The organism is Leisingera sp. S2M4, assembly GCF_055398055.1.
The window spans coordinates 1,102,501-1,127,039 of sequence record NZ_AP040861.1 but is presented as its reverse complement, the minus strand read 5'-3'; the positions used below and the strand labels follow the sequence as shown (position 1 = coordinate 1,127,039).

Annotated in this window: 24 protein-coding genes and 1 tRNA gene (1 of these 25 running past the window's edge); 10 read left to right on the top strand and 15 right to left on the bottom strand. The window is 65.4% G+C overall.

The window, feature by feature from the left end:
• Positions 1-10: 10 nt before the first annotated feature.
• Positions 11-802, top strand: a complete 792-nt coding sequence (locus ACZ52D_RS05525; RefSeq protein WP_369924853.1) for an amino acid ABC transporter ATP-binding protein — start codon at positions 11-13, stop codon at positions 800-802.
• 71 nt (positions 803-873) lie between these two features.
• Here ACZ52D_RS05525 and ACZ52D_RS05520 read toward each other — a convergent pair whose 3' ends face one another.
• The 4 genes from ACZ52D_RS05520 to argB form a co-directional block, all read right to left on the bottom strand.
• Positions 874-1,326, bottom strand: coding sequence for a DUF411 domain-containing protein (locus ACZ52D_RS05520; RefSeq protein WP_417475948.1), 453 nt, complete (start codon positions 1,324-1,326; stop codon positions 874-876).
• A gap of 103 nt (positions 1,327-1,429) precedes the next feature.
• Entirely contained in the window at positions 1,430-1,927 is a 498-nt protein-coding gene (locus ACZ52D_RS05515; protein ID WP_464442813.1) for a SixA phosphatase family protein, read from the bottom strand.
• Positions 1,924-2,604 carry a ferredoxin gene (locus tag ACZ52D_RS05510; protein ID WP_464442812.1) on the bottom strand — a complete coding sequence of 227 codons (681 nt, stop codon included), beginning with the start codon at positions 2,602-2,604 and terminating at the stop codon, positions 1,924-1,926. The genes ACZ52D_RS05515 and ACZ52D_RS05510 overlap by 4 nt, the downstream gene beginning before the upstream one ends.
• 206 nt (positions 2,605-2,810) lie before the next feature.
• Positions 2,811-3,671, bottom strand: coding sequence for an acetylglutamate kinase (gene argB / locus ACZ52D_RS05505; RefSeq protein ID WP_222456086.1), 861 nt, complete (start codon positions 3,669-3,671; stop codon positions 2,811-2,813).
• Between the two features lie 151 nt (positions 3,672-3,822).
• Here argB and ACZ52D_RS05500 point away from each other — a divergent pair, with 151 nt between their 5' ends.
• Entirely contained in the window at positions 3,823-4,551 is a 729-nt protein-coding gene (locus ACZ52D_RS05500) for an SDR family NAD(P)-dependent oxidoreductase (RefSeq protein ID WP_222456085.1), read from the top strand.
• 48 nt (positions 4,552-4,599) lie between these two features.
• On the opposite strand, the gene ACZ52D_RS05495 is transcribed toward ACZ52D_RS05500, so the two are convergent.
• The 10 genes from ACZ52D_RS05495 to rpmH all read right to left on the bottom strand — a co-directional run bounded on the left by ACZ52D_RS05495 (position 4,600) and on the right by rpmH (position 13,310).
• On the bottom strand, positions 4,600-6,003 hold the full coding sequence (locus tag ACZ52D_RS05495) for a PepSY-associated TM helix domain-containing protein (protein ID WP_464442811.1): 1,404 nt from the start codon (positions 6,001-6,003) through the stop codon (positions 4,600-4,602).
• A 72-nt stretch (positions 6,004-6,075) separates the two neighbouring features.
• Entirely contained in the window at positions 6,076-6,441 is a 366-nt protein-coding gene (locus ACZ52D_RS05490) for a DUF2946 family protein (protein WP_464442810.1), read from the bottom strand.
• Positions 6,442-6,445: 4 nt separating this feature from the next.
• Entirely contained in the window at positions 6,446-7,093 is a 648-nt protein-coding gene (gene yihA / locus ACZ52D_RS05485; protein WP_464442809.1) for a ribosome biogenesis GTP-binding protein YihA/YsxC, read from the bottom strand.
• Entirely contained in the window at positions 7,093-7,845 is a 753-nt protein-coding gene (locus ACZ52D_RS05480; RefSeq protein ID WP_464442808.1) for an MOSC domain-containing protein, read from the bottom strand. The genes yihA and ACZ52D_RS05480 overlap by 1 nt, the downstream gene beginning before the upstream one ends.
• A complete protein-coding gene (gene yidC, locus ACZ52D_RS05475) occupies positions 7,845-9,647 on the bottom strand; it encodes a membrane protein insertase YidC (protein ID WP_369924860.1) in 1,803 nt (600 codons plus the stop codon). The genes ACZ52D_RS05480 and yidC overlap by 1 nt, the downstream gene beginning before the upstream one ends.
• A gap of 134 nt (positions 9,648-9,781) precedes the next feature.
• On the bottom strand, positions 9,782-11,326 hold the full coding sequence (locus ACZ52D_RS05470; protein ID WP_369924869.1) for a putative bifunctional diguanylate cyclase/phosphodiesterase: 1,545 nt from the start codon (positions 11,324-11,326) through the stop codon (positions 9,782-9,784).
• Between the two features lie 66 nt (positions 11,327-11,392).
• Positions 11,393-12,280 (bottom strand): tRNA 2-thiocytidine(32) synthetase TtcA, encoded by an 888-nt coding sequence (gene ttcA / locus ACZ52D_RS05465; protein WP_222456078.1) that lies wholly within the window; start codon positions 12,278-12,280, stop codon positions 11,393-11,395.
• A gap of 55 nt (positions 12,281-12,335) precedes the next feature.
• Entirely contained in the window at positions 12,336-12,572 is a 237-nt protein-coding gene (yidD, locus tag ACZ52D_RS05460; RefSeq protein WP_369924861.1) for a membrane protein insertion efficiency factor YidD, read from the bottom strand.
• 154 nt (positions 12,573-12,726) lie between these two features.
• The gene (rnpA, locus tag ACZ52D_RS05455; RefSeq protein ID WP_464442807.1) at positions 12,727-13,152 is read right to left on the bottom strand and encodes a ribonuclease P protein component; all 426 of its coding nucleotides are present in this window, start codon (positions 13,150-13,152) and stop codon (positions 12,727-12,729) included.
• Between the two features lie 23 nt (positions 13,153-13,175).
• Positions 13,176-13,310, bottom strand: a complete 135-nt coding sequence (rpmH, locus tag ACZ52D_RS05450) for a 50S ribosomal protein L34 (protein ID WP_072791770.1) — start codon at positions 13,308-13,310, stop codon at positions 13,176-13,178.
• Positions 13,311-13,652: 342 nt separating this feature from the next.
• Between rpmH and ACZ52D_RS05445 the strand changes: the two genes are divergently transcribed.
• The 4 genes from ACZ52D_RS05445 (at position 13,653) to ACZ52D_RS05430 (ending at position 17,451) form a co-directional block, all read left to right on the top strand.
• Positions 13,653-14,414, top strand: coding sequence for a TVP38/TMEM64 family protein (locus ACZ52D_RS05445; protein WP_464442806.1), 762 nt, complete (start codon positions 13,653-13,655; stop codon positions 14,412-14,414).
• Between the two features lie 14 nt (positions 14,415-14,428).
• Entirely contained in the window at positions 14,429-15,847 is a 1,419-nt protein-coding gene (locus ACZ52D_RS05440; protein WP_464442805.1) for a dihydrolipoyl dehydrogenase family protein, read from the top strand.
• A gap of 27 nt (positions 15,848-15,874) precedes the next feature.
• Positions 15,875-17,260 carry a sensor histidine kinase gene (locus tag ACZ52D_RS05435; protein WP_464442804.1) on the top strand — a complete coding sequence of 462 codons (1,386 nt, stop codon included), beginning with the start codon at positions 15,875-15,877 and terminating at the stop codon, positions 17,258-17,260.
• Positions 17,261-17,374: 114 nt separating this feature from the next.
• Positions 17,375-17,451, top strand: a tRNA-Arg gene (locus tag ACZ52D_RS05430).
• A gap of 114 nt (positions 17,452-17,565) precedes the next feature.
• On the opposite strand, the gene ACZ52D_RS05425 is transcribed toward ACZ52D_RS05430, so the two are convergent.
• Entirely contained in the window at positions 17,566-18,582 is a 1,017-nt protein-coding gene (locus tag ACZ52D_RS05425) for an aldose epimerase family protein (RefSeq protein WP_464442803.1), read from the bottom strand.
• A gap of 552 nt (positions 18,583-19,134) precedes the next feature.
• Between ACZ52D_RS05425 and ACZ52D_RS05420 the strand changes: the two genes are divergently transcribed.
• From ACZ52D_RS05420 to fdhF, 4 genes are all read left to right on the top strand, one after another.
• Positions 19,135-19,626 (top strand): winged helix DNA-binding protein, encoded by a 492-nt coding sequence (locus ACZ52D_RS05420; protein ID WP_464442802.1) that lies wholly within the window; start codon positions 19,135-19,137, stop codon positions 19,624-19,626.
• 138 nt (positions 19,627-19,764) lie between these two features.
• The gene (locus ACZ52D_RS05415; RefSeq protein WP_222456071.1) at positions 19,765-20,664 is read left to right on the top strand and encodes a LysR family transcriptional regulator; all 900 of its coding nucleotides are present in this window, start codon (positions 19,765-19,767) and stop codon (positions 20,662-20,664) included.
• A gap of 104 nt (positions 20,665-20,768) precedes the next feature.
• On the top strand, positions 20,769-22,457 hold the full coding sequence (locus tag ACZ52D_RS05410) for an NAD(P)H-dependent oxidoreductase subunit E (protein ID WP_464442801.1): 1,689 nt from the start codon (positions 20,769-20,771) through the stop codon (positions 22,455-22,457).
• A gap of 3 nt (positions 22,458-22,460) precedes the next feature.
• Positions 22,461-24,539 carry the 5' portion of a formate dehydrogenase subunit alpha gene (fdhF, locus tag ACZ52D_RS05405; RefSeq protein ID WP_464442800.1) on the top strand. Its footprint extends 696 nt past the window's final position, so only the first 2,079 of its 2,775 coding nucleotides appear in the window; the start codon lies at positions 22,461-22,463; the stop codon falls past the right edge of the window.

Genomic DNA, 24,539 nt, shown 5'->3' with positions numbered 1-24,539 from the left:
AGTTCAACATATGTCTGAACTTATGACCGACCGCGCAATCGACCGCTCCAAGATGCAGGTGAGCGACAAGGTTGCCATTGAAATCACCAACATGAACAAGTGGTACGGCTCCTTCCACGTGCTGCGCGACATCAATCTGACCGTCAACCAGGGCGAGCGGATCGTGATCGCGGGGCCGTCGGGGTCCGGCAAATCCACCCTGATCCGCTGCCTCAACGCGCTGGAGGAACACCAGCAGGGCAAGATCGTGGTGGACGGCACCGAACTGTCCAACGACCTCAAGAACATCGACAAGATCCGGTCCGAGGTCGGGATGGTGTTCCAGCACTTCAACCTGTTCCCGCATCTGACCATCCTGGAGAACTGCACGCTGGCGCCGATCTGGGTGCGCAAGACGCCCAAGAAAGAGGCCGAAGAGCGGGCGATGCACTTCCTCGAGAAGGTCAAGATCCCCGAGCAGGCGCACAAGTACCCCGGCATGCTGTCGGGCGGCCAGCAGCAGCGTGTGGCGATCGCGCGCAGCCTGTGCATGATGCCGCGCATCATGCTGTTCGATGAACCCACATCGGCGCTCGACCCGGAGATGATCAAGGAGGTGCTCGACACCATGATCGAACTGGCCGAGGAAGGCATGACCATGCTCTGCGTGACCCACGAGATGGGCTTTGCCCGCCAGGTGGCGAACCGGGTGATCTTCATGGATGCGGGCCAGATCGTGGAGCAGAACGAGCCCGAGGAGTTCTTCAACAACCCCAAGAGCGACCGGACCAAGCTGTTCCTCAGCCAGATCCTGGGTCACTGAACCGGGGTTGCAGAAACCAAACAAAAGGCCGGGCAAAGCGCCCGGCCTTTTTTGTTTGCGCGTGCTGCGGCTCAGCCGTGGCTGGCAAAGACCTCGGTGCTGCCGTCGGCGCGGATCAGCAGGGTGTCGAAGGCTTCGCGCTCGTCGCCCATCTCCATCCCCGGCGAGCCGATCGGCATGCCGGGCACGGTCAGCCCCAGGGCATCGGGGCGTTCGGCCAGCAGCCGCTGGATATCGGCAGGCGGCACGTGGCCCTCGATCACATAGGCGTCGGCCATCGCGGTGTGGCAGGAGGCCAGCTCTTCGGTGATGCCCAGTTTTTCCTTCATCGCCCACAGCTGTGTGTCAGGTACATCGGTGACCTCGGTCTGGAACCCGGCATCGGCGAGACGCTCGGCCCAGGCGGTGCAGCAGCCGCAGGTGGGCGATTTCATGACGCGGATGGTTGGCTGTGATGCGGCGGCGACCGGCAGGCGGGCAAAGGGCAGGGCGGCTGCGGCCAGCAGCAGGGAACGGCGGTTCATGGCGGGCTCCTGGTTCAAAACGACAGTCTTTGACGCATACCTAGGAAGCGATACCGACCGCTGCCAGAACCTTCCTGCGCGGGATGCGGCGGGATGCCGCGGATCACTCGCCCAGCAACTCGCGCGGGACGCAGAAATCCACCACCTTGGCGCTGCTCCAGGAAATATCCTGCCAGCGATCCGTATTGAAGCGGGCAACCAGGGTCGCGCCGGTGGGGTAGTCGTCGAACCGCGAGTGATCCGGCGGGTGGCGGACGATGGAATGGGCAAAGGCGGCGATGCCGGGATTGTGGCCAATCATCATCACGCAGGGATGTTCCGCCTGCTGCAGCAGCTGGAACATGATGTCGGAATTGCCGTGGTACAGCCGCTCGGTGAAGGCAGCCTGTGCCTCGAGCCCCATCAGCTCCCAGGTTTCGCGGGTGCGTTGCGCGGAGGAAGAGATCACCTGCCCGGGCAGATAGCCATTGTCGCGCAGCCAGGCGCCGATTGCGGGAGCCGAGCGGCGGCCGCGTTTGTTCAGCGGGCGGGCGTGGTCGCTGGGGACATTGGTGTCCCAGGCGGATTTTGCGTGGCGGGTCAGGATCAGGGTGCGGGTCATGGGTGATGAAAATGCCTCATGTGATGGGCGGTTTGGGCGGGATCGCGGCCTGCCCCACGGCTGAGCGGGCAGGCCAGCCGGGCAAGGCAGCCGCCGGTCATGCAAGCGGAGCCCGCGGCGGTGGCAAGGTGGTCGTGGCAGGCCACCAGATCATAGCGCTCGCTATCGGACAGCGCCCCGGCGGGGCAGGCCGAAAGACAGGGGCGCATCGGGCAGCTGTGGCAGGGTGACTCTGCCAGCGGCGGGGGGGGTATGTCAAACTTCTGGTTGAAATGCAGGGCTCCGCGCAAGGAAATCAGCAGTCCGACCCGATCATGCACCAGCATCTGTGACGGCGATGTGAAACTGCGCCCGGAGGCCAGGGCCCAGTCGACGAAGGGCTGATAGGGCGGCCCGCCAAAGGGGTAATAGGCCCGTGCCCCCAGCGCGCAGGCCATGCCGCCCACCACCCGCTCGGACCAGCGGTCGATCGGATCGGGGCGGCCATCCTGGTGTTCGGGGCTGGCTGTGAAGAGCGGCCAGAAGGCCGCGCCCGTCCCCAGCAGCACCAAGGTGCCATCGCGCAGCCCCTTGACCGGCGGATGGCCCGGGTGCAGCGCGCCATAGATCTCCAGCCCGGCGGCGGCGGCAGCACGGTCAACGCGCACATAAAGGTCGGTTTGGGGGGCGGACGTCACGGCTGGCTCCGGATTGTTTTCGGCAGCCTAGCAGCGTCGGGTCCGAGGCCGGAACGCAAAAACGCCCTGCGGCAGTGCGTCAGCGGCCGTTTTGTTGCGAATAGTCTCGCGGGGGGAATGGCCTGCGCCAGCGGGGCAGGGCCGCATCTGCGCAAATGCCAGCCCTGCGCCGGGGGCGCAGGGGGGAGGTGTCATCAGTCTGGGGCTCAGGCCCGGATCATCGAGCCCGCGCCGTGGTCGGTGAACAGTTCCAGCAGCACCGCGTTCTGCACCCGGCCATCAACGATGGTACAGGCGCGCACGCCGTTGCGCACCGCGTCCAGCGCGGTTTCGGTCTTGGGAATCATGCCCCCGGCGATGACGCCGCTGGCGGTCATTTCCTCGACGTCCGAGGCTTTCAGTTCGGTCAGCACGTCGCCGTTCGCGTTCTTGACGCCCGCCACATCGGTCAGCAGCAGCAGCCGGTCAGCCTTGAGCGCCTTGGCGATGGCTCCGGCGGCGGTGTCGCCGTTGATGTTGAAGGTTTCGCCCGCGCGGCCTGCGCCGATCGGGGCAATGACCGGGATCATGTCCTTTTCGAACAGGCCATAAAGCACCTTTGGATCCATCTCAGCCGGGGCGCCGACAAAGCCGAGATCGGGGTTGGCCTGATCGCAGGTGATCAGGTTGGCGTCCTTGCCCGACAGGCCCACGGCGCGGCCGCCCTGAGCGTTGATCGCCTGCACGATGCGCTTGTTGACGACGCCGGAGAGCACCATCTCGACCACTTCCATGGTTGCGGCATCGGTCACGCGCTTGCCGTTCACGAACTCCGACTGGATGTCCAGCTTGTCCAGCATGGCGTTGATCATCGGCCCGCCGCCATGCACGATCACCGGGTTCACCCCGACCTGCCGCATCAGCACGATGTCGCGGGCAAAGGTCTCCATCGCCTCGTCGCTGCCCATGGCGTGGCCGCCCAGCTTGATGACGACGATCGCCCCGTCATAGCGCTGCAGGTAGGGCAGCGCGCTTGAAAGGGTCTCGGCAGTGGCAATCCAGTCGCGGTTCATGTTCTGTGTCTTCATCGCTGTCATCATCCCTAGGTGTCACGGGTTTAGGCGGTTCCGTCGTCGCTGCCAAGCATTGCCTGCGTCGCGGGGCGCTTTTCACGCGGGCCATTGCCACCGCCGGTGCCGGTGATAGGGTCGGGGCGCAATCGTCGATGAGGACCATCTGATGCGTCAGAAAACATTGCTGCTGACCGGAGCCAGCCGCGGCATTGGCCATGCCACGGTGCGCCGCTTCAACGCCGAAGGCTGGCGGGTCATCACCTGTTCACGCCAGCCCTTCCCGCAGGAATGCCCCTGGGGCGGTGGCCGGGAGAATCACGTGCAACTGGATCTGTCGGACCCCTCGGACACCATCAATGCGGTGGGGCAGATCCAGGAGCTGCTGGACGGCAAGCTGGATGCGCTCGTCAACAATGCAGGCATCTCGCCCAAAGGCCCCAATGGCGAGCGGTTGAACACCCTGAACACCGACCTGATGGATTGGGGCAAGGTCTTCCACGTGAACTTCTTTGCCTCGGTGGTGCTGGCGCGGGGGCTGAAGGATGAACTGGCCGCGGCCAAGGGGTCGGTGGTCAACGTGACCTCGATCGCGGGCAGCCGGGTGCATCCCTTTGCCGGGGCGGCCTATGCCACCTCTAAGGCGGCGCTGGCGGCGCTGACGCGGGAGATGGCGCATGATTTCGGCCCGATGGGGGTGCGGGTGAACGCCATTGCCCCGGGCGAGGTCGAGACCGCGATCCTGTCGCCCGGCACCGAGAAGATCGTCGAGAAACTGCCGATGCAGCGGCTGGGCCAGCCCGAGGAGGTGGCCTCGGCCATCTATTTCCTGTGCTCGGAAGGCAGCTCGTATATCTCCGGCGCCGAGATCGAGGTGAACGGCGCGCAGCACGTCTGAGTGCTGGGAAACCGCCCGGCCGACAGGCCGGGCAGCGCCTGTTCAGGGTCAGCTGACCGCGCGTTTCAGCGCCGGGATATTGCCCAGCAGCAGCACATCGAACGCCAGCACTGCCAGCAGCACCAGCCCGGTCAGCGGGAAGGCCAGCGAGACCAGCGCCCCGATCAGCACCGCGCCTTTCCAGAACGGCAGCTCCGCGGGCTGCGGCGGTGCGGCCAGGCGGGCCGCACCGGCGGGGCGGCGCTTCAGCCACATCACCACGCCCGAGACGCAGGTGAAGATCACCGCAAGGCAGAAGACCGTGTTCAGAACCACGTTCCACAGCCCCAGATCGCCTTCGTGAAAGGCGATACCGACGGCCATGGATTTGCCCGCCAGCGAATAGTCGGCGAATTTCACGTCGCCGAGGATCTTGCCGGTGAACTGGTCGACATGCACGGTGCGGTCGCAGGTGGGGCAGTGGCTGTCGTTGCTCATGCTGTCCTGATTGATGGTGAACACCCCGCTGTCATTGCGCGGGAAGACGATGCGAAAGCGACCGTCGTATCCCAGCGCGCGGGCCAGTGCCGCCACCGTATCGCCGTTGACCGGGGTGCCCTGCGGCAGGCCTGAGAGGCCCGCGTCAGAGCCGGATTCGGGCATCAGGGTCTGCTCCAGCGCCCAGGGCACGTCCTTGGTCGCGCCGTGGTTCATATGCCCGGCGTGGGTGCTGTCGGACAGCGGCACCGCCTCCCACTTCTGCGCCGGGAAGCTGGACCAGGCCTGCACGAAGCGCTCGCCCCAGAAGCCTGACCAGGCGAGGCCGGAGACCAGAAACACCACCAGCAGCAGAGAGATGTAGACGCCGGTGACCGCATGCAGGCTCTTCCACAGGGCGCGGCCGCGGGCGGCGAGGTTGGGGACAAACGCGGAGGCGGACCTGCCGCGCGGCCACCACAGGTAGAGACCGGTCAGCACCAGCACGATGCCAAGCCCGGCGGCAATCTCGATCAGCCGATCGCCGAGATCACCGAGCAGCAGGGTGCCGTGGATGTCGGTCAGGACGTCATACCAGCCCGCGCGTCGGTCCCAGACCTCGACCACCTCAGCCGTGTAGGGATCGACCGCGACCATGCGCTGGCCGTCTTCGACCGCGACGCGGACTACGGCGGCGCGGTCATCGGCCTTGGGGCCGATCCATTCCACCAGTGCGGCCCCCGGCAGATGGTCCAGCGCAGCCTGTGTCTGGGCTGCGATGGGCAGGGCGGTCTCGCCCTGCGGAATGGTCACATATTCGCCGTCACGGCCGTCAAACAGGGCGATGTACATCATGATCAGGCCCGTGACGGCCAGCACGATGAGGAAGGGGATCACGTATAGCCCGGCATAGAAATGCCAGCGCCAGGCGGCGAAGTAGAATTTCTCGGACAGCGGGCGCGCGGAGGGCGCGGATTGCGTTTGGCTGGTCGCCATTGGGGCTCTCCATATCGGAACAGGGCCGGGCAGCGGGCTGCCGGCTGGAAAATCAGGGAGTGTTCTGCGAAGTCAGGAGAGTGCGGGCGGGCCGCGGGCGTCGTAGCGCCAGTGGAACCCGGCGCTGTGATGGGTGAAGGCCTCGCGCGCCCAGCGGCTGCCAAGCGGCGCATCCAGTTCAAGTGAGATCTGGCTGTCCGGCAGCAGGGCCGTTGCGCCGATGGCGGCAAAGGGGCAGCTGCGGTCTTCCATCTGGTCGGCGGGCGCATGGGGCTCGCCGCTGTCCAGATCGACCCAGGTTTCCACCGGCCCGTGGCCGGTACAGATCACCAGCAGTACCTTGCCGTGGGTCGTGTTGCCCGGCATCCAGCCGGTCGGGATCAGCCCGGCCACGGCCAGGGCGATCACAACCAGCAGGGCAGGCAGGCGGCTGAGCATGCCGTTACAGCCCGGCGATGATCGACCGCAGCGTGGCGATGCCGTCGCCTTTCTCAGACGAGGTCAGCACGATCTCGGGGTAGGCGGCGGGGTGTTTGGCCAGCGCGCCCTTCACTTGCTCCAGCACTTTGGCGCGGTCCTTTTCCTTGACCTTGTCGGCCTTGGTCAGCACGCATTGGAAGGTCACGGCGGAGGTGTCCAGCAGCTTCATGATCTCGTCGTCCACCGGTTTCACCCCGTGGCGGCTGTCGATCAGCACAAAGGCGCGGCGCAGGTTCTGGCGACCCGACAGGTAGCGTTTCAGCAGCTTCTGCCACTGCTCCACCACCTTCAGCGGCGCGTTGGCATAGCCATAGCCGGGCAGGTCAACCAGATACAGATCCGGCCCCTGAGTAAAGAAGTTGATTTCCTGCGTGCGCCCCGGTGTGTTGGACGCGCGCGCGATGCCCTTGGTGCCGGTCAGCGCGTTGATCAGGCTCGATTTGCCGACGTTGGAGCGGCCGGCAAAGCAGACCTCCAGCCGGTCGGCATCGGGCAGGCCGTTCATCGCCACCACGCCCTTCAGGAACTCGGTCTCGCGGGCAAAGAGCTTGCGGCCCTTTTCGGCGGCGGCGTCGTCCGGCGCCTCGGCGAGGGAAAATTGCATCTGCATCACAGTACCTTTACCGCGTCGCCCAGGCGGATTTCGCCGCCGCGCACCACCTCGGCATAGACCGAGAAATCCTGGTGGCCCCAATTGTCCTTGAGGGTCTTGAGCGTGTCGGCGTCGCGTTCGCCGGTTTCAGGGTTGGCGGTGGTGGCCAGGCAGCGGGTGACCCGCTCGCGCACCGCAAAGACGGCCTCGCCGATCTGCACCTCGCGGCCGAGCCAGGTATTCTCGACCCAGGCTTCGCCGAGGTCGAACCAGATGTTGCCGCGCCAGCGCAGCGGCGACAGATCATGGCCGATCGCCTGTTCCACCGCGCGGTGGGAGGCCTGGTTGCACAGGGTGACAGAGGGAAATTCGGTGTCGGTCATGCCGCGTCCCGGCACCCGCACGATGCGGGCCGACGCGGCGCGGTTGGCGGGCAGCAGCGGCTGGCTCCACTCCAGAAAGCGCGGCAGGTCCTCGGCCGCGTCAGGATCGAAGGTCAGCTCCGGGCGGTCCGGGTGGCGCAGGGTCAGCTGGCCGGAGACATCATCCAGCCGGGCCTCGATGGCCATCAGCTGGGGCGCCTTGGCACCCCGGGTAAAATTCTGGCAGGGCACCCAGGCGGTGTCGTCCGCCTTGGAGCTGTCATGGGCAACCGCCCAAACACGGTCGCCGGGCATGGTCTGCCCGGCGCTCATGGTGACGTTTTCCAGTGCCTCCCGCCCATGGGATTTGAGCGGGTGGCGCCAGAGACTTGTGACCTGATGGGTCATCACTTCTCCACCTTGGGCTTCTTCTTGAAGCTTTGCTTGATGTTGCCGAACACATCCGGCGTATAGCCGTGGCTCCGCATGATCAGATACTGCTGGGTGAAGGTGATCGTGTTGTTGGCAATCCAGTAGACCACCAGGCCAGAGGCAAAGCCGCCGAGCATGAACATGAACACCCACGGCATCCAGGCAAAGATCATCTGCTGGGTCGGATCGGTGGGCGCCGGGTTCAGCTTTTGCTGCAGCCACATCGAGATGCCCAGCAGGATCGGCAGGATGCCGATGAAGACCAGGGCGAGGAGGCTGTCCGGGGCCGGGGCTGCCCAGGGCAGCAGGCCGAACAGGTTGAAGATCGAGGTCGGGTCCGGCGCGCTGAGGTCCTGGAAGGGGCCGAAGAAAGGCGCATGGCGCAGTTCCAGCGTGACGAAGATCACCTTGTAGAGCGAGAAGAAGATCGGGATCTGGATCAGGATCGGCAGGCAGCCCGCGGCGGGGTTCACCTTCTCCTTCTTGTAGAGCTCCATCATCTCCTTTTGCATCTTCTGGCGGTCGTCGCCGGCGCGTTCCTTGAGCTTCTCCATCTCCGGCTGAAGCTCTTTCATCTTCGCCATCGAGGCGTAGGACTTGTAGGCCAGCGGGAACACCAGGATCTTGATCACAACGGTCAGGCCGATGATCGCCCAGCCCATGTTGCCGATCAGCACGTTCAGATTGTGCAGCAGCCAGAACATCGGCTTGGTCAGGAAGAAGAACCAGCCCCAGTCGATGGCATCGAGGAAGCCCTTGATGCCCGCGGATTCATATTCGCGGATGGTGGCCCATTCCTTGGCACCGGCAAACAGCTGCGTGGTCACCTCGGAGCTCTGGCCCTCGGCCAGGGTCACCGCGGGCAGCACGATGTCGGACTGGTAGATGCCGCGACGTTCGTCGAATTTGGCGATCGAGCGGAACCCCTGACCCGGTGCGGGCACCAGGGTGGTCATCCAGTAGTGGTCGGTAAAGCCGATCCAGCCGTTTTCGGCGACCTGGCGGACCTCGGCGCGGGCCCCGTCACGGGGGTCCAGCTCGAAATCTTCCATGTCGTCGTAATCGATCTCGGACAGCTCGCCATCGGCCATGCCGACGAGACCCTCGTGCAGGATGAAGAAGTTCTTCAGATCCTGCGGCAGGCCATGGCGCGCCAGCGTGCCATAGGGCGCCAGCGACACGGTGCCGCCGGAGGCGTTGGTGACCGACTGGGTGACCGAGAACATGTAATCCTTGTCGACCGCGATGGTGCGGTTGAAGGTCAGGCCCTTGCCGTTGTCCCAGGTCAGCGTCACCGGGCTGTCCGGCGTCAGGGTGGCGCCTTCGGGGGCGGACCACAGGGTGTTGGCCCCGGGCACGTCGCTCGCCGAAAGACCGGCACCGGGTGCCCAGCCATAGAGCGCGTAATAGGCCTGCGCTTCACCAACCGGTTTCAGCAGCGTGACGATCGGCGAATTCTCGTCCAGGGTCTCGCGGTAGTCCTTCAGCGCAAGATCGTCGATCCGCCCGCCCTGCAGCGAGATGCTGCCGGTGATGCGCGGGGTTTCGATCTCCAGGCGGGGGGCCTGGGAGGCTTCCGCCTCGGCGGTGGAGGCGTCCGCGACGCTGTCGGCACCGGCGCTTGGCGCGGCGGCGATGTCGCCCGCGGGGGCGGTTTCGCTGATCGCGGTCTCCGGCGCCTGTTCCGGCTCCGGCGGCGGGAAGAGAGTGTACCAGCCGAGGATCACCAGGAAGCTGAGAGCGGTTGCGAGAATTAGATTTTTGTTCTGATCGTCCATTGGGGACTGCCACCTCGTGTAGGGAAGGACAGGTGGGGTTCAACAGAGGTGGGCCGCAAAGGTCAAGCAGAATCACGTCGCGCCGGGGCGGCAGAGCCTCCGGCGCGGCATAAAATACGGTAGAATTGGACCGGTCAGGGGCGTTGGCGGCCGATCGCGGGCGTGTCCTGAAGCTTCGCCTGGTGGGCGGTGATCCAGTCAAGTGTCTGGTCGAAGGGCATCGGGCGGCCGATGCCGAAGCCCTGCACGTGACCGCAGCCGAGCTGTGCCAGAAGGGCATGTTCGCCGGTGGTTTCCACGCCCTCGGCGAGGGTTTCCAGGTCCAGCCGTTCCGCCATGCTGAGCACTGCGGAGATCAGCTTTTGCTGTTCCGGGTCCTGATCGGCCTTCATCACGAAGGAGCGGTCGATCTTGATCCGAGAGATGCTGAAGCGGCGCACCGCGGCGATCGAGGCATGGCCGGTGCCGAAGTCATCGAGGTCGATCCGGCATCCCATCTCGCTGAGTGCGGTGATGTTGCGGGTGATGGTGTCATCGGGCTGGTCGGTCATCACCGTTTCCAGGATTTCCACGCAGAGGCGTTCCGGGGCCAGGTCGAAACGCTCCAGCTCCCATTTCACGCGGGCGGCGAGTCCGGGGTTGCGCAGCTCCTGGGTGGCGAAGTTGACGCCGACGCTGGGCACATGCACACCCGCCTCGTCCCAGGCCTTGATCGCGACCAGCGCGTTGTACAGCATCACCTGGCTCAGCCGGTCCATCAGCCCGGCCTCTTCGAGCGCGGGCAGGAAGGTGGAGGGCGGCACCAGCCCCTGCACCGGGTGCGACCAGCGGGCCAGCGCTTCGAACCCCGAGATGCGGCCCGTGTCCGTGCAGATCTGCGGCTGGAACCAGGCCTGGATGTGCCCGGCCTCCAGCGCATCGGCAGCTTCCTCGCGCAGGTTGGAGCGGGTGTTGCCACGGCTCGGCAGATCGGTGGAAAAGGCGCGGATGCCGCCGGGGCCGTTGCTGCGGGCCTCGGCCAGGGCGGCGGTGGCGGCGCTGATCCAGTCGGTGGTCGTGTTGCCGGGTGCGCGGTGGCGCTGACAGAAGCCGATCGACGAGCTCAGGTAGACGGTGGTGCCATCCAGCGGCACCGGTTCCTCGGCGGCGGCCTGCATGCGGCCCGCCAGCTGGATGCACAGCTCCAGATCCAGTTGCAGGGTCGGCGACAGGCAGACACCGAACCGGCTGTCGCCAATGCGCGCCACGGTGTCTCCTTCGCGCAGCACCGAGGTGATCTGGCTGCCGCAGTGCTGCATGATGCGGTCCCCGGCCTCCTGCCCATGGCGGTCGGTCAGGGCGCGGTAATCATCCAGTTCGATCACGAAGATGGCGGCGCGCAGGTTGGACGCGCCGCATTCCTCGAACACCTGTTCAGCGGCTTTTTCAAACCCGTCCCGCAGCACCATGCCGGTGACACTGTCATGCGGCATGCCATTGCCGCCGAACCGGGCGAAACCGCCGGTTGCGACGATCAGCACCGGCAGGCCAAGCGCCACGGCCAGCAGCGCGACTTCGCCGCCCAGCCAGTAGGTTGCCAGCGACAGCGCCGGCAGAAAGGCCAGCATGGGAGGGCCAAACAGCGCCGGCGCCAGTATCTTTCGCAGTCGCGCCAGGAGTCCTGAACCGGTGTTCATCATCGTCAGACCTTTCGTCTGCATCCAGTCATTCCGGACATAGACTAGGGCGCGGTTCTGACTCGGGAGTTAACGCAGTTTCGGAATCCCGTCATTTTCCGGCGGGGAATCGGCATTCTTCAGTTGAAGCCCCGCAAAATCGAACAGTTTCGGGTCCAGAAGATGCGATGGCCGGGCGTTCATCAGCGCGCGGAACATCACCTGGCGGCGTCCGGGGCTGTTTGATTCCCACTGGTCAAGGATCTGTTTCACCTGCTGGCGCTGCAGCCCGTCCTGGCTGCCGCACAGATCGCAGGGGATGATCGGGTAGTTCATCGCGCGGGCGAATTTCTCGCAGTCGGCCTCGGCCACATGAGCCAGCGGGCGGAACACAAACAGGTCGCCTTCCTCGTTCACCAGCTTGGGCGGCATGGTCGCAAGGCGGCCGCCGTGGAACAGGTTCATGAAGAAGGTTTCCAGGATGTCGTCGCGGTGATGGCCCAGCACCACCGCCGAGCAGCCCTCCTCGCGGGCGATGCGGTAGAGGTTGCCGCGGCGCAGGCGCGAACACAGCGCGCAGTAGGTGCGCCCCTGCGGCACCTTGTCGACGACGATGGAATAGGTGTCCTGATACTCGATCCGGTGCGGCACGCCCATCTTTTCCAGGAACTCCGGCAGCACGGTGGCGGGAAAGCCGGGCTGGCCCTGGTCGAGGTTGCAGGCCAGCAGGTCCACCGGCAGAAGGCCGCGCCACTTCAGCTCATACAGCACCGCCAGCAGGGTATAGCTGTCCTTGCCGCCGGACAGGCAGACCAGCCATTTCGGGGTGCTGCCGTCCTCGCGCCGTTCGACCATGCCATATTGCTCGATCGCCTCGCGCGCGTAGCGCACGATGCGTTTGCGGAGCTTCTTGAACTCGGTGGTCGAGGGCGCACCGGCGAACAGCGGATGGATTTCGTCCAGATCATCATCAAGCATGATCGCGCCCTAGCCGAGGATCGGCGTTTTGCCAAGACAAAAAGCGGTGCCGATGTCAGTCGTGCTGGTCGGTGTCCGGCACCGGGTCGTAGCCGTCGCCGCCAAAGGGGTGGCAGCGCCCGATGCGGCGGGCCGTCAGCCATGCGCCGCGAATGGCCCCATGTTTCTCCAGGGCTTCAAGGGCATAGGCCGAGCAGGTGGGCTGGTAGCGGCAATTGAAACCGACCCAGGGGCTGAACAGCAGCCGGTAGGCGCGCACGGGGAGTGCCAGGATATGGGCCAGGGGTGTCATGGGCGATAGATAGGCAGAGTTGCGCGCTATGGCAATCAGGACCACGCCCGGGCCCCGGCACGGTGGCGGGGGGAAGCGACCTTCATGCGGAAGGCACAGGCACCGGCCGGACTTTTGGCTGGCAGCGAGGTCTCAACGGAAGGGGGGAGGGGGGCTAGGCGCCGTGGACCTTTTGCAGCGCGTAGATGAGGTCGCGCTTCAGATCCTCGAACGGGCGCTGGGCGGTCTCGTTGGCGCGCCCGATCAGCACGTAGTCCCAGCCTGCGCGGCCATGGGTGGGCAGCACCAGACGGGCGGCTTCGCGCAGGCGGCGCTTGGCCCGGTTGCGGGCCACCGCGTTGCCGACTTTCTTGGAACAGGTGAAGCCGACGCGGATGCCCGAGGCGTCCTTGCGGTCGCGCCCCTGCAGCATCATCGCCTTGGTGCCCTGCTTGCGCGCAGGCGGACGGGCGCAGGCGAGGAAGTCGCGGCGCTTGGCCATTACGTCGATCTGCGGCGCGTCAGATGCGCAAACGGACACCGCCGGAGACTGATCCCCGCGGGCAGCTTGGCCATCCTTGGGGGTCTCCGGCGGTGTCATGTCCGTCAGAACTGGAACTGAGCTTATGCGCTCAGTGCCTTGCGACCGCGTGCGCGGCGTGCGTTCAGGATCTTGCGGCCTGCCTTGGTGGCCATGCGCGCACGGAAGCCGTGGCGGCGTTTGCGAACCAGGTTCGAAGGCTGATAGGTGCGTTTCATCGCTCCGGTCTCCACATATTGTCTACGGGTCGGGCATGGAATCGGCCTGCCCCGGTGTCTATCTCGAAGCCCGGTCTGTAGAAGGGAATGGCGGGTAAGTCAAACCCCGTGGGCAGGGTTTTCGCCAAGTTTCAGCCCGAACCGCAACATTTCTGTCAAAAAACCATGGTCGCCGCCTCCGCGTGGCGGCCAGTGTTACAGGATTCGGCCCCGGCGCGTCATAATTCTCACGTAACACGAGGGGCAGATCAACCGCCCGTGATCCGGGCGCACTTGCTCTCGTGCGCAGGCCATATAAGGCATAGCTACAAGGCCAGCGAACAAGACGGACCAAGACACACCATGAGCAAGCCACAGAATTCCGAACCGCAGCCCAGCCACCAGCCCGAGACCCGGCCGGGGATGTTGCGCCACCTGCCGCTGATCGCGGTTGTCGCCGTGGCGCTGATCGGCGCGGTGACGCTGCGCGATTACCTCACCTTTGACACCTTGCGCGACAACCGCGAAGCGCTGATGGCATTCCGGGATCAGAATTATCCGGGACTGGTTGCGGCCTTTGTCGGGCTCTACATTGTGATCGTGGTCTTCTCGCTGCCCGGCGCCGCTGTGGCCTCGGTCACCGGCGGGTTCCTGTTTGGGCTGGTGGCGGGGACGCTGTTCAACGTGGTGGCGGCCACCATCGGCGCGGCGGGCATCTTTCTGGCGGCGCGCTGGGGGCTGGGGGCGCTGCTGACCGCCCGCATGGAGGCCGCTGAGGGCCGGGTGCAGATGCTGAAGCAGGCGCTGCGCGAGAATGAGGTCGAGGTGCTGCTGCTGCTGCGGCTGGTGCCTGCGGTGCCGTTCTTTGTCGCCAACCTGCTGCCCGCACTGGTCGGGGTGAGGCTGCGCAACTTCCTGTGGACGACGGCGGTGGGAATCATCCCCGGGGCCATCGTCTTTACCTGGATCGGCGTGGGGCTGGGCGCCGTGTTCGACCGCGGCGGCAAGCCGGATCTGACCCTGTTGTGGGAGCCGCATGTGCTGGGGCCGATTCTGGGGCTCTGCGTGCTGGCGGCGATGCCGATTCTGGTGAAAGCCCTGCGCGGCAAGCGTGGCAAGACATAACGGGGGAATTGAGTATGGAGCGTATCAACTGCGACCTTCTTGTGATCGGCGCGGGGTCCGGTGGGCTGTCGGTGGCGGCGGGCGCCAGCCAGATGGGTGCCGATGTGGTGCTGCTGGAAGGCCACAAGATGGGCGGCGACTGCCTGAACTACGGCTGTGTCCCGTCCAAGGCGCTGCTGGCCAGTGCCAAGGCGGCGCATGGCCCGGCGCAGACCGCGGCCTTCGGAGTGCCGCCAAACCGTCCGCAGCCGGACTACACCGCCGCGATGGGCCACGTGCGGCAGGTGATCGAAACCATCGCCCCGGTGGACAGCCAGGAGCGGTTCGAGGGGCTGGGCGTGCGGGTGATCCGCGAGTTCGGTCATTTCGTCTCGGAAACCGAGGTCGAGGCGGGCGCCCACCGCATCACCGCGCGGCGGGTGGTGATCGCCACCGGATCGTCACCGCTGGTGCCGCCGGTGCCGGGGCTGGACACCGTGCCGTATCTCACCAACGAGACGCTGTTCGACCTGCGCGAACGCCCGGCGCATCTGCTGATCGTCGGCGGCGGCCCGATCGGCATGGAAATGGCGCAGGCGCATGTGCGGCTGGGCAGCAAGGTCACCGTGATCGAAGGCCAGCGGGCGCTGGGCCAGGATGACCCGGAGGCCGTGTCGCTGGTGCTGGACGCCCTGCGCGCCGAGGGCGTGGAGATCGCCGAGGGGGCGATGGTCTCGCGCGTGTCGGGGCAGGCGGGGGCCATCGAGGTGGAGACCCGCGACGGCAGCCGCTTTCACGGCAGCCATTTGCTGATGGCGGTCGGGCGGCGCGCCAATATCGACCGGCTGAACCTGTCTGCCGCCGGGATCGAAACCGCGGGCAATGGTATAAAGGTGGACGACAGCCTGCTGACCAGCAACCGGCGCGTCTATGCCATCGGCGATGCGGCGGGCGGGCTGCAGTTCACCCATGTGGCGGGCTATCACGCCAGCGTCATCATCCGCTCGGCGCTGTTTGGATTGCCGTCGACGGCAAAGACCAGCCATCTCCCGCGTGTCACCTATACCGATCCGGAGCTGGCCCAGGTCGGGCTGCAGGAGCGGGCTGCGCGCGACATCTATGGCGCCAAGCTGGAGGTGGTGCGGTTCGACTTCCGCGAGAATGACCGGGCCGTGGCTGAGCGCAAGACCGACGGATTCATCAAGGTGATGGTGCATCGCGGTCGCCCGGTGGGGGTGACGATCGTCGGCCAGCAGGCCGGGGAGCTGATCTCGCTCTGGTCGATGGCACTGGCCAACCGCCTGAAAATGAGCCAGATTGCTGCAATGGTTGCGCCCTATCCCACGGTCGGCGAAATCAACAAGCGGGTGGCTGGAGCCTACTTCTCGCCCCGGTTGTTCGATAGTGATCTGGTCAAGCGGGCGGTGCAGCTGGTGCAGCGCTGGCGGCGCTAGGACGGGGTGAGGAACAGGGGCGGCGGAATGCTCAACACGCTTTCGGGCCGATTTCTGATTCTGACCACGGTCTTCGTGATGCTGGCCGAGGTGCTGATCTTCGTGCCTTCGATCGCACGGTTTCGCGAAGACTACCTGGCGGCGCGGCTGGAGCGCGCCCAGATCGCCTCGCTGGCGCTGCTGGCGGATGACATGCTGGAAAGTGAGCTGGAGGCGGAGCTTCTGGAGACCGCGGGGGTGTTCAACGTGGTGCTGCGCCGCGACGAGGTCCGCCAGCTGATGCTGGCCTCGCCGATTCCGCAGCCCATCGCGGCGACCTATGATCTGCGCATGGCCAGTGCGCTGGTGCTGGTGCGCGATGCGATGCTGCGCCTGGCCAACCCGGAAAACGAGATCATCCGGGTGATCGGCGCGCCGGTCCATGACGCCGGGCTGCTGATCGAGATCACCATGGAAACCGCGCCCCTGCGGATGGCGATGATCGACTATGGCGTGCGGATCCTGATCCTGTCGGCGGTGATCTCGATCTTCACGGCGTTGCTGTTGTTCGTGGCGGTGCGAATCGTGCTGGTAAAGCCGATCAAGGCGGTGGTGGGATACATGCAGCGCTATGCGGCGGCGCCGGAGGATGCCCGCGGCATCATCCATCCCAGCTCGCGCCTTGCCGAGTTGCGCGAGGCGGAGGAGGCGCTGATGCAGTTGCAGACCGAGCTGACCCAGGCGCTGAAACAGCGTGAACGGCTGGCGCAGCTTGGTGGCGCGGTGGCCAAGGTGAGTCACGATCTGCGCAATATCCTGACCTCGGCGCAGCTGTTCACCGACCGCATCGAGATGAGCGAAGATCCTCTGGTGCGGCGTCTCGCCCCCAAGCTGGTGAATTCCATCACCCGCGCGGTCTCGCTGTGCGAGGGCACGCTGGCCTTTGGCCGCGCCGAAGAACCCGCGCCGACCTTTGCCGTCATTTGCCTGCATGAGATTGTCGAGGACATCGTCGAGAGCGAGCGGCTGGCCGCGGATGGCGGTCTTGCGGACATCGTCAACGAAGTGCCCAAGCCGATGATGCTGCGGGGAGACCCCGAGCAGCTGTTCCGCATCGTGATGAACCTGGTGCGCAATGCCCGGCAGGCGATTGCCGCCACCGGGCAGCCCGGCCGTATCACCGTGGCCTGCCACGAGGACGACAGCCGCTGGCTGATCACCGTCAGCGACACCGGTCCCGGCCTGCCGAAACGCGCCCAGGACAAATTGTTCACCCCCTTTCAGGGCGGCGCGCGCAAGGGCGGAACGGGGCTGGGGCTGGCCATCGCGGATGAGCTGGCGCGCGGTCACGGCGGCGCGGTAAAGCTGCGCGAAACCAGCCCGGCGGGCACGACCTTCGAGGTGTGTCTGCCCAAGGGGGACGGCGCGCTCTGAACCGCGCTGGGCAGGCTGTCGGCGGCCGTCGCGCGGGGCATGTGACAGGCAAGTGAAAGTTTTTTGTTTTTGGGGTTGCGCTGCCTCGGTGCCAAGGATAAACCCCGCCGCAGTGGACCGATAGCTCAGCTGGATAGAGTACTTGACTACGAATCAAGGGGTCGGGGGTTCGAATCCTCCTCGGTCCGCCACTACCCTCCCTCCCGTTTGCAGAGAATTGACCGCGCGCAGCTGATCGGCATGCGGTGTCGGCGGACGTACGTTCCGCTGCGGCTGTGGGTGCATCGGGAAGACTGTATCCGGCTTCAGCCCGGACCAGCCCCATTTCCTGCAAGGTGCTCGAAAGAAAAGAGATTGCGGCTCTCGTAGTGCGCGTTGCGGCGCAGGATGATTGACGGGAACCTGGGGTGGTGCACGGCGTCCGGCCAGGCTTGGGGTTCTAGTGCAATACCGGCGTGGTTGCCGTATGAACGCCCGTCGAGACCTGTGTGTTGGCTGCGCATCCCGGCTGCGTTGAACACCTGCAGCCCCGGTTGATTGCTGTGCAGCCGCATTCCGATGCCGGAAGCGGTGCTGTGCAGGTAGGCCACTTCGCGCCTCGGCGTGACCGTTTGCGAACAGCAGTAATTGTCATCGAGCGCGGTCGCGGCGGCGGCGCGCGGGCGGCGCAGGTCCTTGGGGTGGCCATCCAGTTGCAGGCACTTGCCGGTGGGCACGAGCTCCTCGTCCGTTTCGAGGATTTGATCCGCCTGCACCTGCAGGCGGTGGTGGCGCAGATCGCCGCTGTCATCCAGATTGAAATAGAAATGAGGCGCCAGATTGCAGACCGTGTCGGCGTCGGCCCGGGCGCTCAGCGTGATCTCCAGGCTGTTGTCGGAGTGGAGGCTGTAGTGACATGTGACCTGCAGCGCGCCGGGAAAGCCCATGTGACCATCCGCGAGGCGGCAGCCAAGGGTGACGCTGGCGTCCTCGGCGGCCTCGATCGTCCAGACCTGCCGGTGCAGCCCATCCCGCCCGCCGTGCAGCATGTGTTTTGCCAGAAAGTTCCGGTCCAGCTGGTGATCGGTGCCGTTGAGCGGCAGGTGCCCCCGGGCAACCCGGTTGGCGACGCGGCCAACAATGGCCCCGAAATACCAGGGGCTGTCCCAGTAATCGGCGGCGGAGTTCAGCCCCAGCACCAGCGGCGCGGGGTGGCTTTCCAGTCGCAGGTCGCGCAGGACCGCGCCAAGGGTCAGGATCTGTGCCCGCATCCCGCCGTTGCGCAGAGTGATGCGCTCGACGTTATGCCCATCCGGGGTGGCTCCGAAACTGTCGATACGCATGCCGGGCCTCAGCGGTTGTGCAGAACGACGCCCCTGTGTGGCGGCGCGCGGCCCCTGGCAGGTGCAGGGCGGCGGAGCCACATGAGGGCCTTGTGTGTCTTTGGGTAGCCACGGGCGCGCGGGTTGTCCAGTGGTGGCGGGCCTTGCGGGCAATCCACGCTGCGCGCCACCCGGCATTGGGCAGGGGGCCTGGTGCAGACGCCGGGCTGACCGCGGGTGGGCGCTGGGCGATGTTCGGGATGTTCCACGTGAAAGATGTGGTGATGGGACGGCCTGAAAACGGGCTTGGAAGCTTCGGTATTGAACCTTGTCACAAATGGTTGGATATATTGCTTAGAATTTAGTTCGGATTTTTCGGAGTCGCCTGGATGCTTCGCGGTTTCGCGTTTGCGTCGTATCGGTCGTTTGTGGGCCGTATTGGGTTGGTTTCGGTTTGTATCCCGGTGTTCTGCCGTGCGCTGGCATGGCCATTTTAATATTGGAGTTCGTTCGTTGGAGATAAATACCGCCCCCATTCCATTTTCCCCATCTGCAGAGGCGCAGACCTCTGGCTTGGACCAGCAACAGTCTGTCGCGCAGGACATCCAGGCGCTGGCGTTGGCCGTGCAACGGGCCGCCGAAGGGCTGGCGCGTTGGCAGGTGCATGGCTTTGAACAGATCAGCGACGTGTCGCTGACCGGTGCGGAGGTCACCCTGTTGCAGCTGATCGGCGACGAGGGCAAGCCCAAGGCGATCAAGGAACTGGCCGCCGCAACCAACCGTATCGACATTCCAAATATCCAATACTCCCTGCGCAAACTGGGCGCGGCCGGCCTGACCTGCAAGCAGGGGGCCGGGCGGTCCGGGGTGAGTTATCGGCTGACCGAACGGGGGGCAGAGGTGCTGGACGGGCTGCTGCGGCAGCGCGCGGCGCTGGCCCGCCGGGTGCAGGTGTCGCATGGCGATCTGGCCCAGCAGCTGCGTGCGACGCGCAACGCGCTGGACAGCCTGAGCAAAGCCTATGGTGATGCCCTGCATGACACGCTGGAGCCGGTGGGCGCCTGACCCGGCGTCTCTGCTGCGCGTGTCCGTGGCTGGCACGGCGGCGGGCCTGCGGCAAATGTGGTCCGGGGTGTCATGGGCCGTGGTTTGCATCGGTCGTGCCCATTGCGCCTGCCGTCCGGGCGGGCATAAGGTTTCGCCATGATTGAACTCAAGGAACTCCAGCTGCTGACGGCCTTGGCCCGGCACCAGCATTTTGCCAAGGCGGCGGCCGAATGCGGCATGTCGCAACCGGCCTTTTCCATGCGGATCCGCAACCTGGAAGACCGGCTTGGCTTGTCCATCGTGCGCCGGGCCAACCGGTTTCAGGGGCTGACCGAGGAGGGGCTGATGATCGTCCGCCGGGGGCGGTCGATCCTGGATGATGCCCGGGCGCTGGAGCAGGAAATTGCCGCCAGCCGGGGCGAGGTGACCGGCACGCTGGTGCTGGGCGTGATCCCGACCGCCACCGCCTGGGCGGCGCAGCTGGTGGATCAGGTGCGGCAGCGCTATCCGCGGATCCTGACCCAACTGGAAGCGACGACATCTCTGGCTATCCAGCAGCGGCTTTATGATGGTACAATAGACGCCGGTATCACCTATGCCGACAGCATGGGCCGCGACCTGGTGACGGTGCGCCCGCTTTATGATGAAAGCTACGTGTTGCTGGCGCCGGAGGCGATGGTGGCCGGGCGGGACGGCTCGATCACCTGGGCCGAGGCGGCGGAGCTGCCACTGAGCCTTCTGAACCAGCAGATGCAGAACCGTCGCATTCTGGACCGCATCTTTGCCGATCTCGGATGCAAGCCGGAGATCGTCTCTGAATCCAACGGGTTCATGGCCTCGATGGTGCTGGCGCTGGAGGGATCTGCGGCGGCGATTCTGCCGCGGGCGTTGACGCAGGCGCTGGGCAGGCTGGGCGGAACCTGCGTGCTGGACCTGGTCGAGCCCGAGCAAAACCGGCAAATTTGCCTGGCGACGCTGGACCGCAGCCCGGAGCTGACCACCATTCAGGCGCTGAAAAGCGTGGTTGCGACCTTTGTCGAGGGAGATGCGACCTAAATCACGAGATAAGCTGCGCTTATCGTTTCATCGGTTTTCTAGATTTGACGATATTCATTCTTGATGGCATTGCCCGATGAATAACGTGCTGACTGGAGGGCCCGATGGCACCATTGGATGATAGCAAGGGCGTATGGAAATCCGGCCGCGGCAAGGGGCGCAAGACGCCCAAGGGCCGTCAGGTGGATGACCAGGCGCTGAGCGAGGTTCAAGCACTGCTGGGGGACCGCCCGCGCAACCGGGATCTGCTGATCGAATTCCTGCATCTGATCCAGGATAAATACGGCCACCTCAGCGCGGCGCATATCCGCGCGCTGGCCGAGGAGTTGCGCACCGGGCAGGCGGAGATCTACGAGGTCGCCAGCTTCTACGCGCATTTTGACGTGGTGCGCGAGGGCGAGACGCCGCCGCCGGCGCTGACCATCCGGGTCTGTGACTCGCTTTCCTGTGAGCTGGCCGGGGCGGAACAGCTGAAACAGGCCCTGGAAGATGGTCTGGACGCCAGCCAGGTCCGCGTGCTGCGCGCGCCCTGCATGGGCCGCTGCGACACCGCGCCGGTGCTGGAGATCGGCCATAACCACATCGACCATGCCACGGTCGAAAAGGTCGAAGCGGCAATCGCGGCGGGTGACACCCACGCGCATATCCCGGACTATCAGACCTATCAGGAATACGCGCTGGCGGGCGGCTACGTGACGCTGGAAGAGCTGCGCGCGAATGGCGACTGGGAGGCGGTGCAGGAAAAGGTCAAGGAAGCGGGTCTGCGCGGTCTTGGCGGCGCGGGTTTCCCCTCCGGCACCAAATGGGGCTTTGTGCGGGCCAACGAAGGCCCGCGTTATCTGGCCGTGAACGGCGACGAGGGCGAGCCGGGGACCTTCAAGGACCGCTACTACCTGGAGCGCACCCCGCATGTCTTCCTCGAAGGCATGCTGATCGCCGCCTGGGCGGTCGAGGCCGAGAAAGCCTTTATCTACATGCGCGACGAATATCCGGCGGTGCTGGAAATCCTGCGCCGCGAGATCAAGGCGCTGGAAGAGGCGGGCGTGGTTGCGCCGGGTTACATCGACCTGCGCCGCGGGGCAGGGGCCTATATCTGCGGTGAAGAAAGCGCGATGATCGAGTCGATCGAAGGCAAGCGCGGTGAGCCGCGCCACCGCCCGCCGTTTGTGGCGCAGGTGGGGATCTTCGGGCGCCCGACCCTCGTGCACAACGTCGAGACCCTGTACTGGGTCTGCAAGATCAATCGCGAAGGGCCGGAGTGCCTGAACGCGGTCGAGAAGAACGGCCGCAAGGGGCTGCGCAGCTATTCGGTGTCGGGCCGGGTGAAGAACCCGGGCGTGCATCTGCTGCCCGCCGGCTCCACCATCACCGACATCATCGAGGCCGCGGGCGGCATGCTGGATGGCCACAACTTCAAGGCGTATCAGCCGGGTGGTCCGTCCTCGGGCCTGCTGCCGGCATCGATGAATGACATCCCGCTGGATTTCGACACGTTGCAGCCGCATGGCACCTTCATCGGCTCCGCCGCCGTGGTCGTGCTGTCCGATCAGGACTCGGCCCGCGATGCGGCGCTGAACATGCTGCGCTTCTTCGAGGATGAAAGCTGCGGCCAATGCACCCCCTGCCGGGTCGGCTGCGAAAAGGCGGTGAAGCTGATGCAGGCCCCGAAATGGGACCAGTCGCTGTTGGAGGAGCTGAGCCAGACCATGGTCGACGCCTCGATCTGCGGTTTGGGCCAGGCGGCGCCGAACCCGATCCGCCTGACCATGAAACATTTCCCCGAGGAGGTCTGAACCATGAGCAATCTCGTTACATTCACCCTCGACGGCAAAGAGGTCACGGCAGAAAAAGGCCAGACCATCTGGGAAGTGGCCAACGGCCGCGGGCTGAAGATCCCGCATCTTTGCCACAAGCCGCAGCCGGGCTACCGCCCCGACGGCAACTGCCGCGCCTGCATGGTGGAGATTGAGGGCGAGCGCACGCTGGCGGCTTCCTGCATCCGCGAACCAGCCGAGGGCATGGTTGTCACCACCAACAACGCGCGGGCTGAGAACGCCCGCAAGATGGTGATGGAACTCCTGGTGGCCGATCAGCCCGAACGGGACAAGGCGCACGACAAGTCCAGCCACATGTGGGACATGGCCGAGCTGAACGGCGTCACCGAAAGCCGCTTTCCCAAGCTGGAAGAGGGCCGCATCCCGCTGCTGGACGACAGCCATGTCGCCATGAGCGTCAATCTGGACGCCTGTATTTCCTGTGGCCTGTGCGTGCGCGCCTGCCGCGAGGTGCAGGTGAACGACGTGATCGGCATGGCGGGCCGTGGTCATGATGCCTATCCGACCTTTGATATCGCCGACCCGATGGGCGCGTCCTCCTGCGTGGCCTGTGGCGAATGCGTGCAGGCCTGCCCGACCGGCGCACTGATGCCCGCGACCGTGGTCGACGAGGCGCAAGTGGGCGACAGCAAGGACTACGACTCCGAGACCGAAAGCGTCTGCCCGTTCTGCGGCGTCGGTTGCAAGGTCAGCCTCAAGGTGAAGGACGGCAAGGTCAAATACGTCGAGGGCATCAATGGCCCCGCCAATGAGGGCCGCCTGTGCGTGAAGGGGCGCTTTGGCTTTGACTATATCCACCACCCGCACCGTCTGACCAAGCCGCTGATCCGCCGCGACGATGCCCCGGCCAAAGGTCTGAACGTCGATCCGGGCAATCTGTCGACGCACTTCCGCGAAGCGACCTGGGAAGAGGCGATGGATCTCGCCGCCAAGGGCCTGATGCGCCTGCGGGACGAGGATCCGAAGTCGGTGGCGGGCTTCGGCTCGGCGAAATGCACCAATGAAGAGGCCTATCTCTTCCAGAAGTTCATCCGCCAGGGCTTCAAGCACAACAACGTCGACCACTGCACCCGACTGTGCCATGCGTCGTCCGTTGCGGCGCTGATCGAAAACGTCGGCTCCGGTGCCGTGACCGCAACCTTCAACGAGATCGAGAACGCGGATGTGGCGATCGTCATCGGCTCCAACCCGATCGAGAACCATCCCGTGGCGGCGACCTACTTCAAGCAGTTCACCAAGCGCGGCGGCAAGCTGATCGTGATGGATCCGCGCGGCGTCGGCCTGCGCCGGTTCGCGACCGAAATGGTGCAGTTCCGCCCCGGTGCGGACGTGTCGATGCTGAACGCGATCATGAACGTGATCGTCGAGGAGGAGCTCTACGACAGCCAGTACATCCACCGCTGGACCGAGAACTGGGAGGCCGAGAAGGAGCACCTGCGCCAGTTCACGCCCGAGAAGATGTCGGAAATCTGCGGCGTGTCCCCCGAGCAGCTGCGCCGCGTCGCGCGCACCTTTGCGAACGGCAAGGCGGGGCTGATCTTCTGGGGCATGGGGGTGTCGCAGCACATCCACGGCACCGACAACTCGCGCTGCCTGATCAGCCTTGCGCTGATGACCGGCAATGTCGGCAAGCCCGGCGCCGGCCTGCACCCGCTGCGCGGCCAGAACAACGTGCAGGGGGCGTCCGATGCGGGCCTCATCCCGATGTTCCTGCCGGACTACCAGACCGTGACCTCGGACGACGTCCGCCGCAGCTTCACGGATGTCTGGGGCGGCGGCGACTTCTCGAACGAGAAGGGGCTGACGGTGACCGAGATCGTCGACGAGGTCTATGCCGGCAACATCAAGGGCATGTACATCCAGGGGGAAAACCCGGCGATGTCGGACCCGGACGTGGACCATGCACGCGATGCCTTCGCCAAGCTGGAGCTGCTGATCGTGCAGGATATCTTCCTGACCGAAACGGCCAACTACGCGGATATCATCCTGCCCGCCTCGGCGCTCTATGAAAAGAACGGCACCGTCTCCAACACCAACCGG

Bases quoted from the DNA above. Each gene is read 5' to 3' on its own strand.
- ACZ52D_RS05520 (WP_417475948.1), bottom strand. From the start codon at position 1,326: ATGAACCGCCGTTCCCTGCTGCTGGCCGCAGCCGCCCTGCCCTTTGCC.
- ACZ52D_RS05495 (WP_464442811.1), bottom strand. From the start codon at position 6,003: ATGGCGACCAGCCAAACGCAATCCGCGCCCTCCGCGCGCCCGCTGTCC.
- ACZ52D_RS05435 (WP_464442804.1), top strand. From the start codon at position 15,875: ATGCTCAACACGCTTTCGGGCCGATTTCTGATTCTGACCACGGTCTTC.
- ACZ52D_RS05410 (WP_464442801.1), top strand. From the start codon at position 20,769: ATGGCACCATTGGATGATAGCAAGGGCGTATGGAAATCCGGCCGCGGC.
- ACZ52D_RS05480 (WP_464442808.1), bottom strand. From the start codon at position 7,845: ATGACCCATCAGGTCACAAGTCTCTGGCGCCACCCGCTCAAATCCCAT.
- yidD (WP_369924861.1), bottom strand. From the start codon at position 12,572: ATGACACCCCTGGCCCATATCCTGGCACTCCCCGTGCGCGCCTACCGG.
- ACZ52D_RS05525 (WP_369924853.1), top strand. From the start codon at position 11: ATGTCTGAACTTATGACCGACCGCGCAATCGACCGCTCCAAGATGCAG.
- argB (WP_222456086.1), bottom strand. From the start codon at position 3,671: ATGAAGACACAGAACATGAACCGCGACTGGATTGCCACTGCCGAGACC.
- rpmH (WP_072791770.1), bottom strand. From the start codon at position 13,310: ATGAAACGCACCTATCAGCCTTCGAACCTGGTTCGCAAACGCCGCCAC.
- ACZ52D_RS05470 (WP_369924869.1), bottom strand. From the start codon at position 11,326: ATGATGAACACCGGTTCAGGACTCCTGGCGCGACTGCGAAAGATACTG.
- ACZ52D_RS05415 (WP_222456071.1), top strand. From the start codon at position 19,765: ATGATTGAACTCAAGGAACTCCAGCTGCTGACGGCCTTGGCCCGGCAC.
- ACZ52D_RS05425 (WP_464442803.1), bottom strand. From the start codon at position 18,582: ATGCGTATCGACAGTTTCGGAGCCACCCCGGATGGGCATAACGTCGAG.
- ACZ52D_RS05500 (WP_222456085.1), top strand. From the start codon at position 3,823: ATGCGTCAGAAAACATTGCTGCTGACCGGAGCCAGCCGCGGCATTGGC.
- ACZ52D_RS05445 (WP_464442806.1), top strand. From the start codon at position 13,653: ATGAGCAAGCCACAGAATTCCGAACCGCAGCCCAGCCACCAGCCCGAG.
- ttcA (WP_222456078.1), bottom strand. From the start codon at position 12,280: ATGCTTGATGATGATCTGGACGAAATCCATCCGCTGTTCGCCGGTGCG.
- yihA (WP_464442809.1), bottom strand. From the start codon at position 7,093: ATGCAGATGCAATTTTCCCTCGCCGAGGCGCCGGACGACGCCGCCGCC.
- ACZ52D_RS05440 (WP_464442805.1), top strand. From the start codon at position 14,429: ATGGAGCGTATCAACTGCGACCTTCTTGTGATCGGCGCGGGGTCCGGT.
- rnpA (WP_464442807.1), bottom strand. From the start codon at position 13,152: ATGACACCGCCGGAGACCCCCAAGGATGGCCAAGCTGCCCGCGGGGAT.
- ACZ52D_RS05490 (WP_464442810.1), bottom strand. From the start codon at position 6,441: ATGCTCAGCCGCCTGCCTGCCCTGCTGGTTGTGATCGCCCTGGCCGTG.
- ACZ52D_RS05515 (WP_464442813.1), bottom strand. From the start codon at position 1,927: ATGACCCGCACCCTGATCCTGACCCGCCACGCAAAATCCGCCTGGGAC.
- yidC (WP_369924860.1), bottom strand. From the start codon at position 9,647: ATGGACGATCAGAACAAAAATCTAATTCTCGCAACCGCTCTCAGCTTC.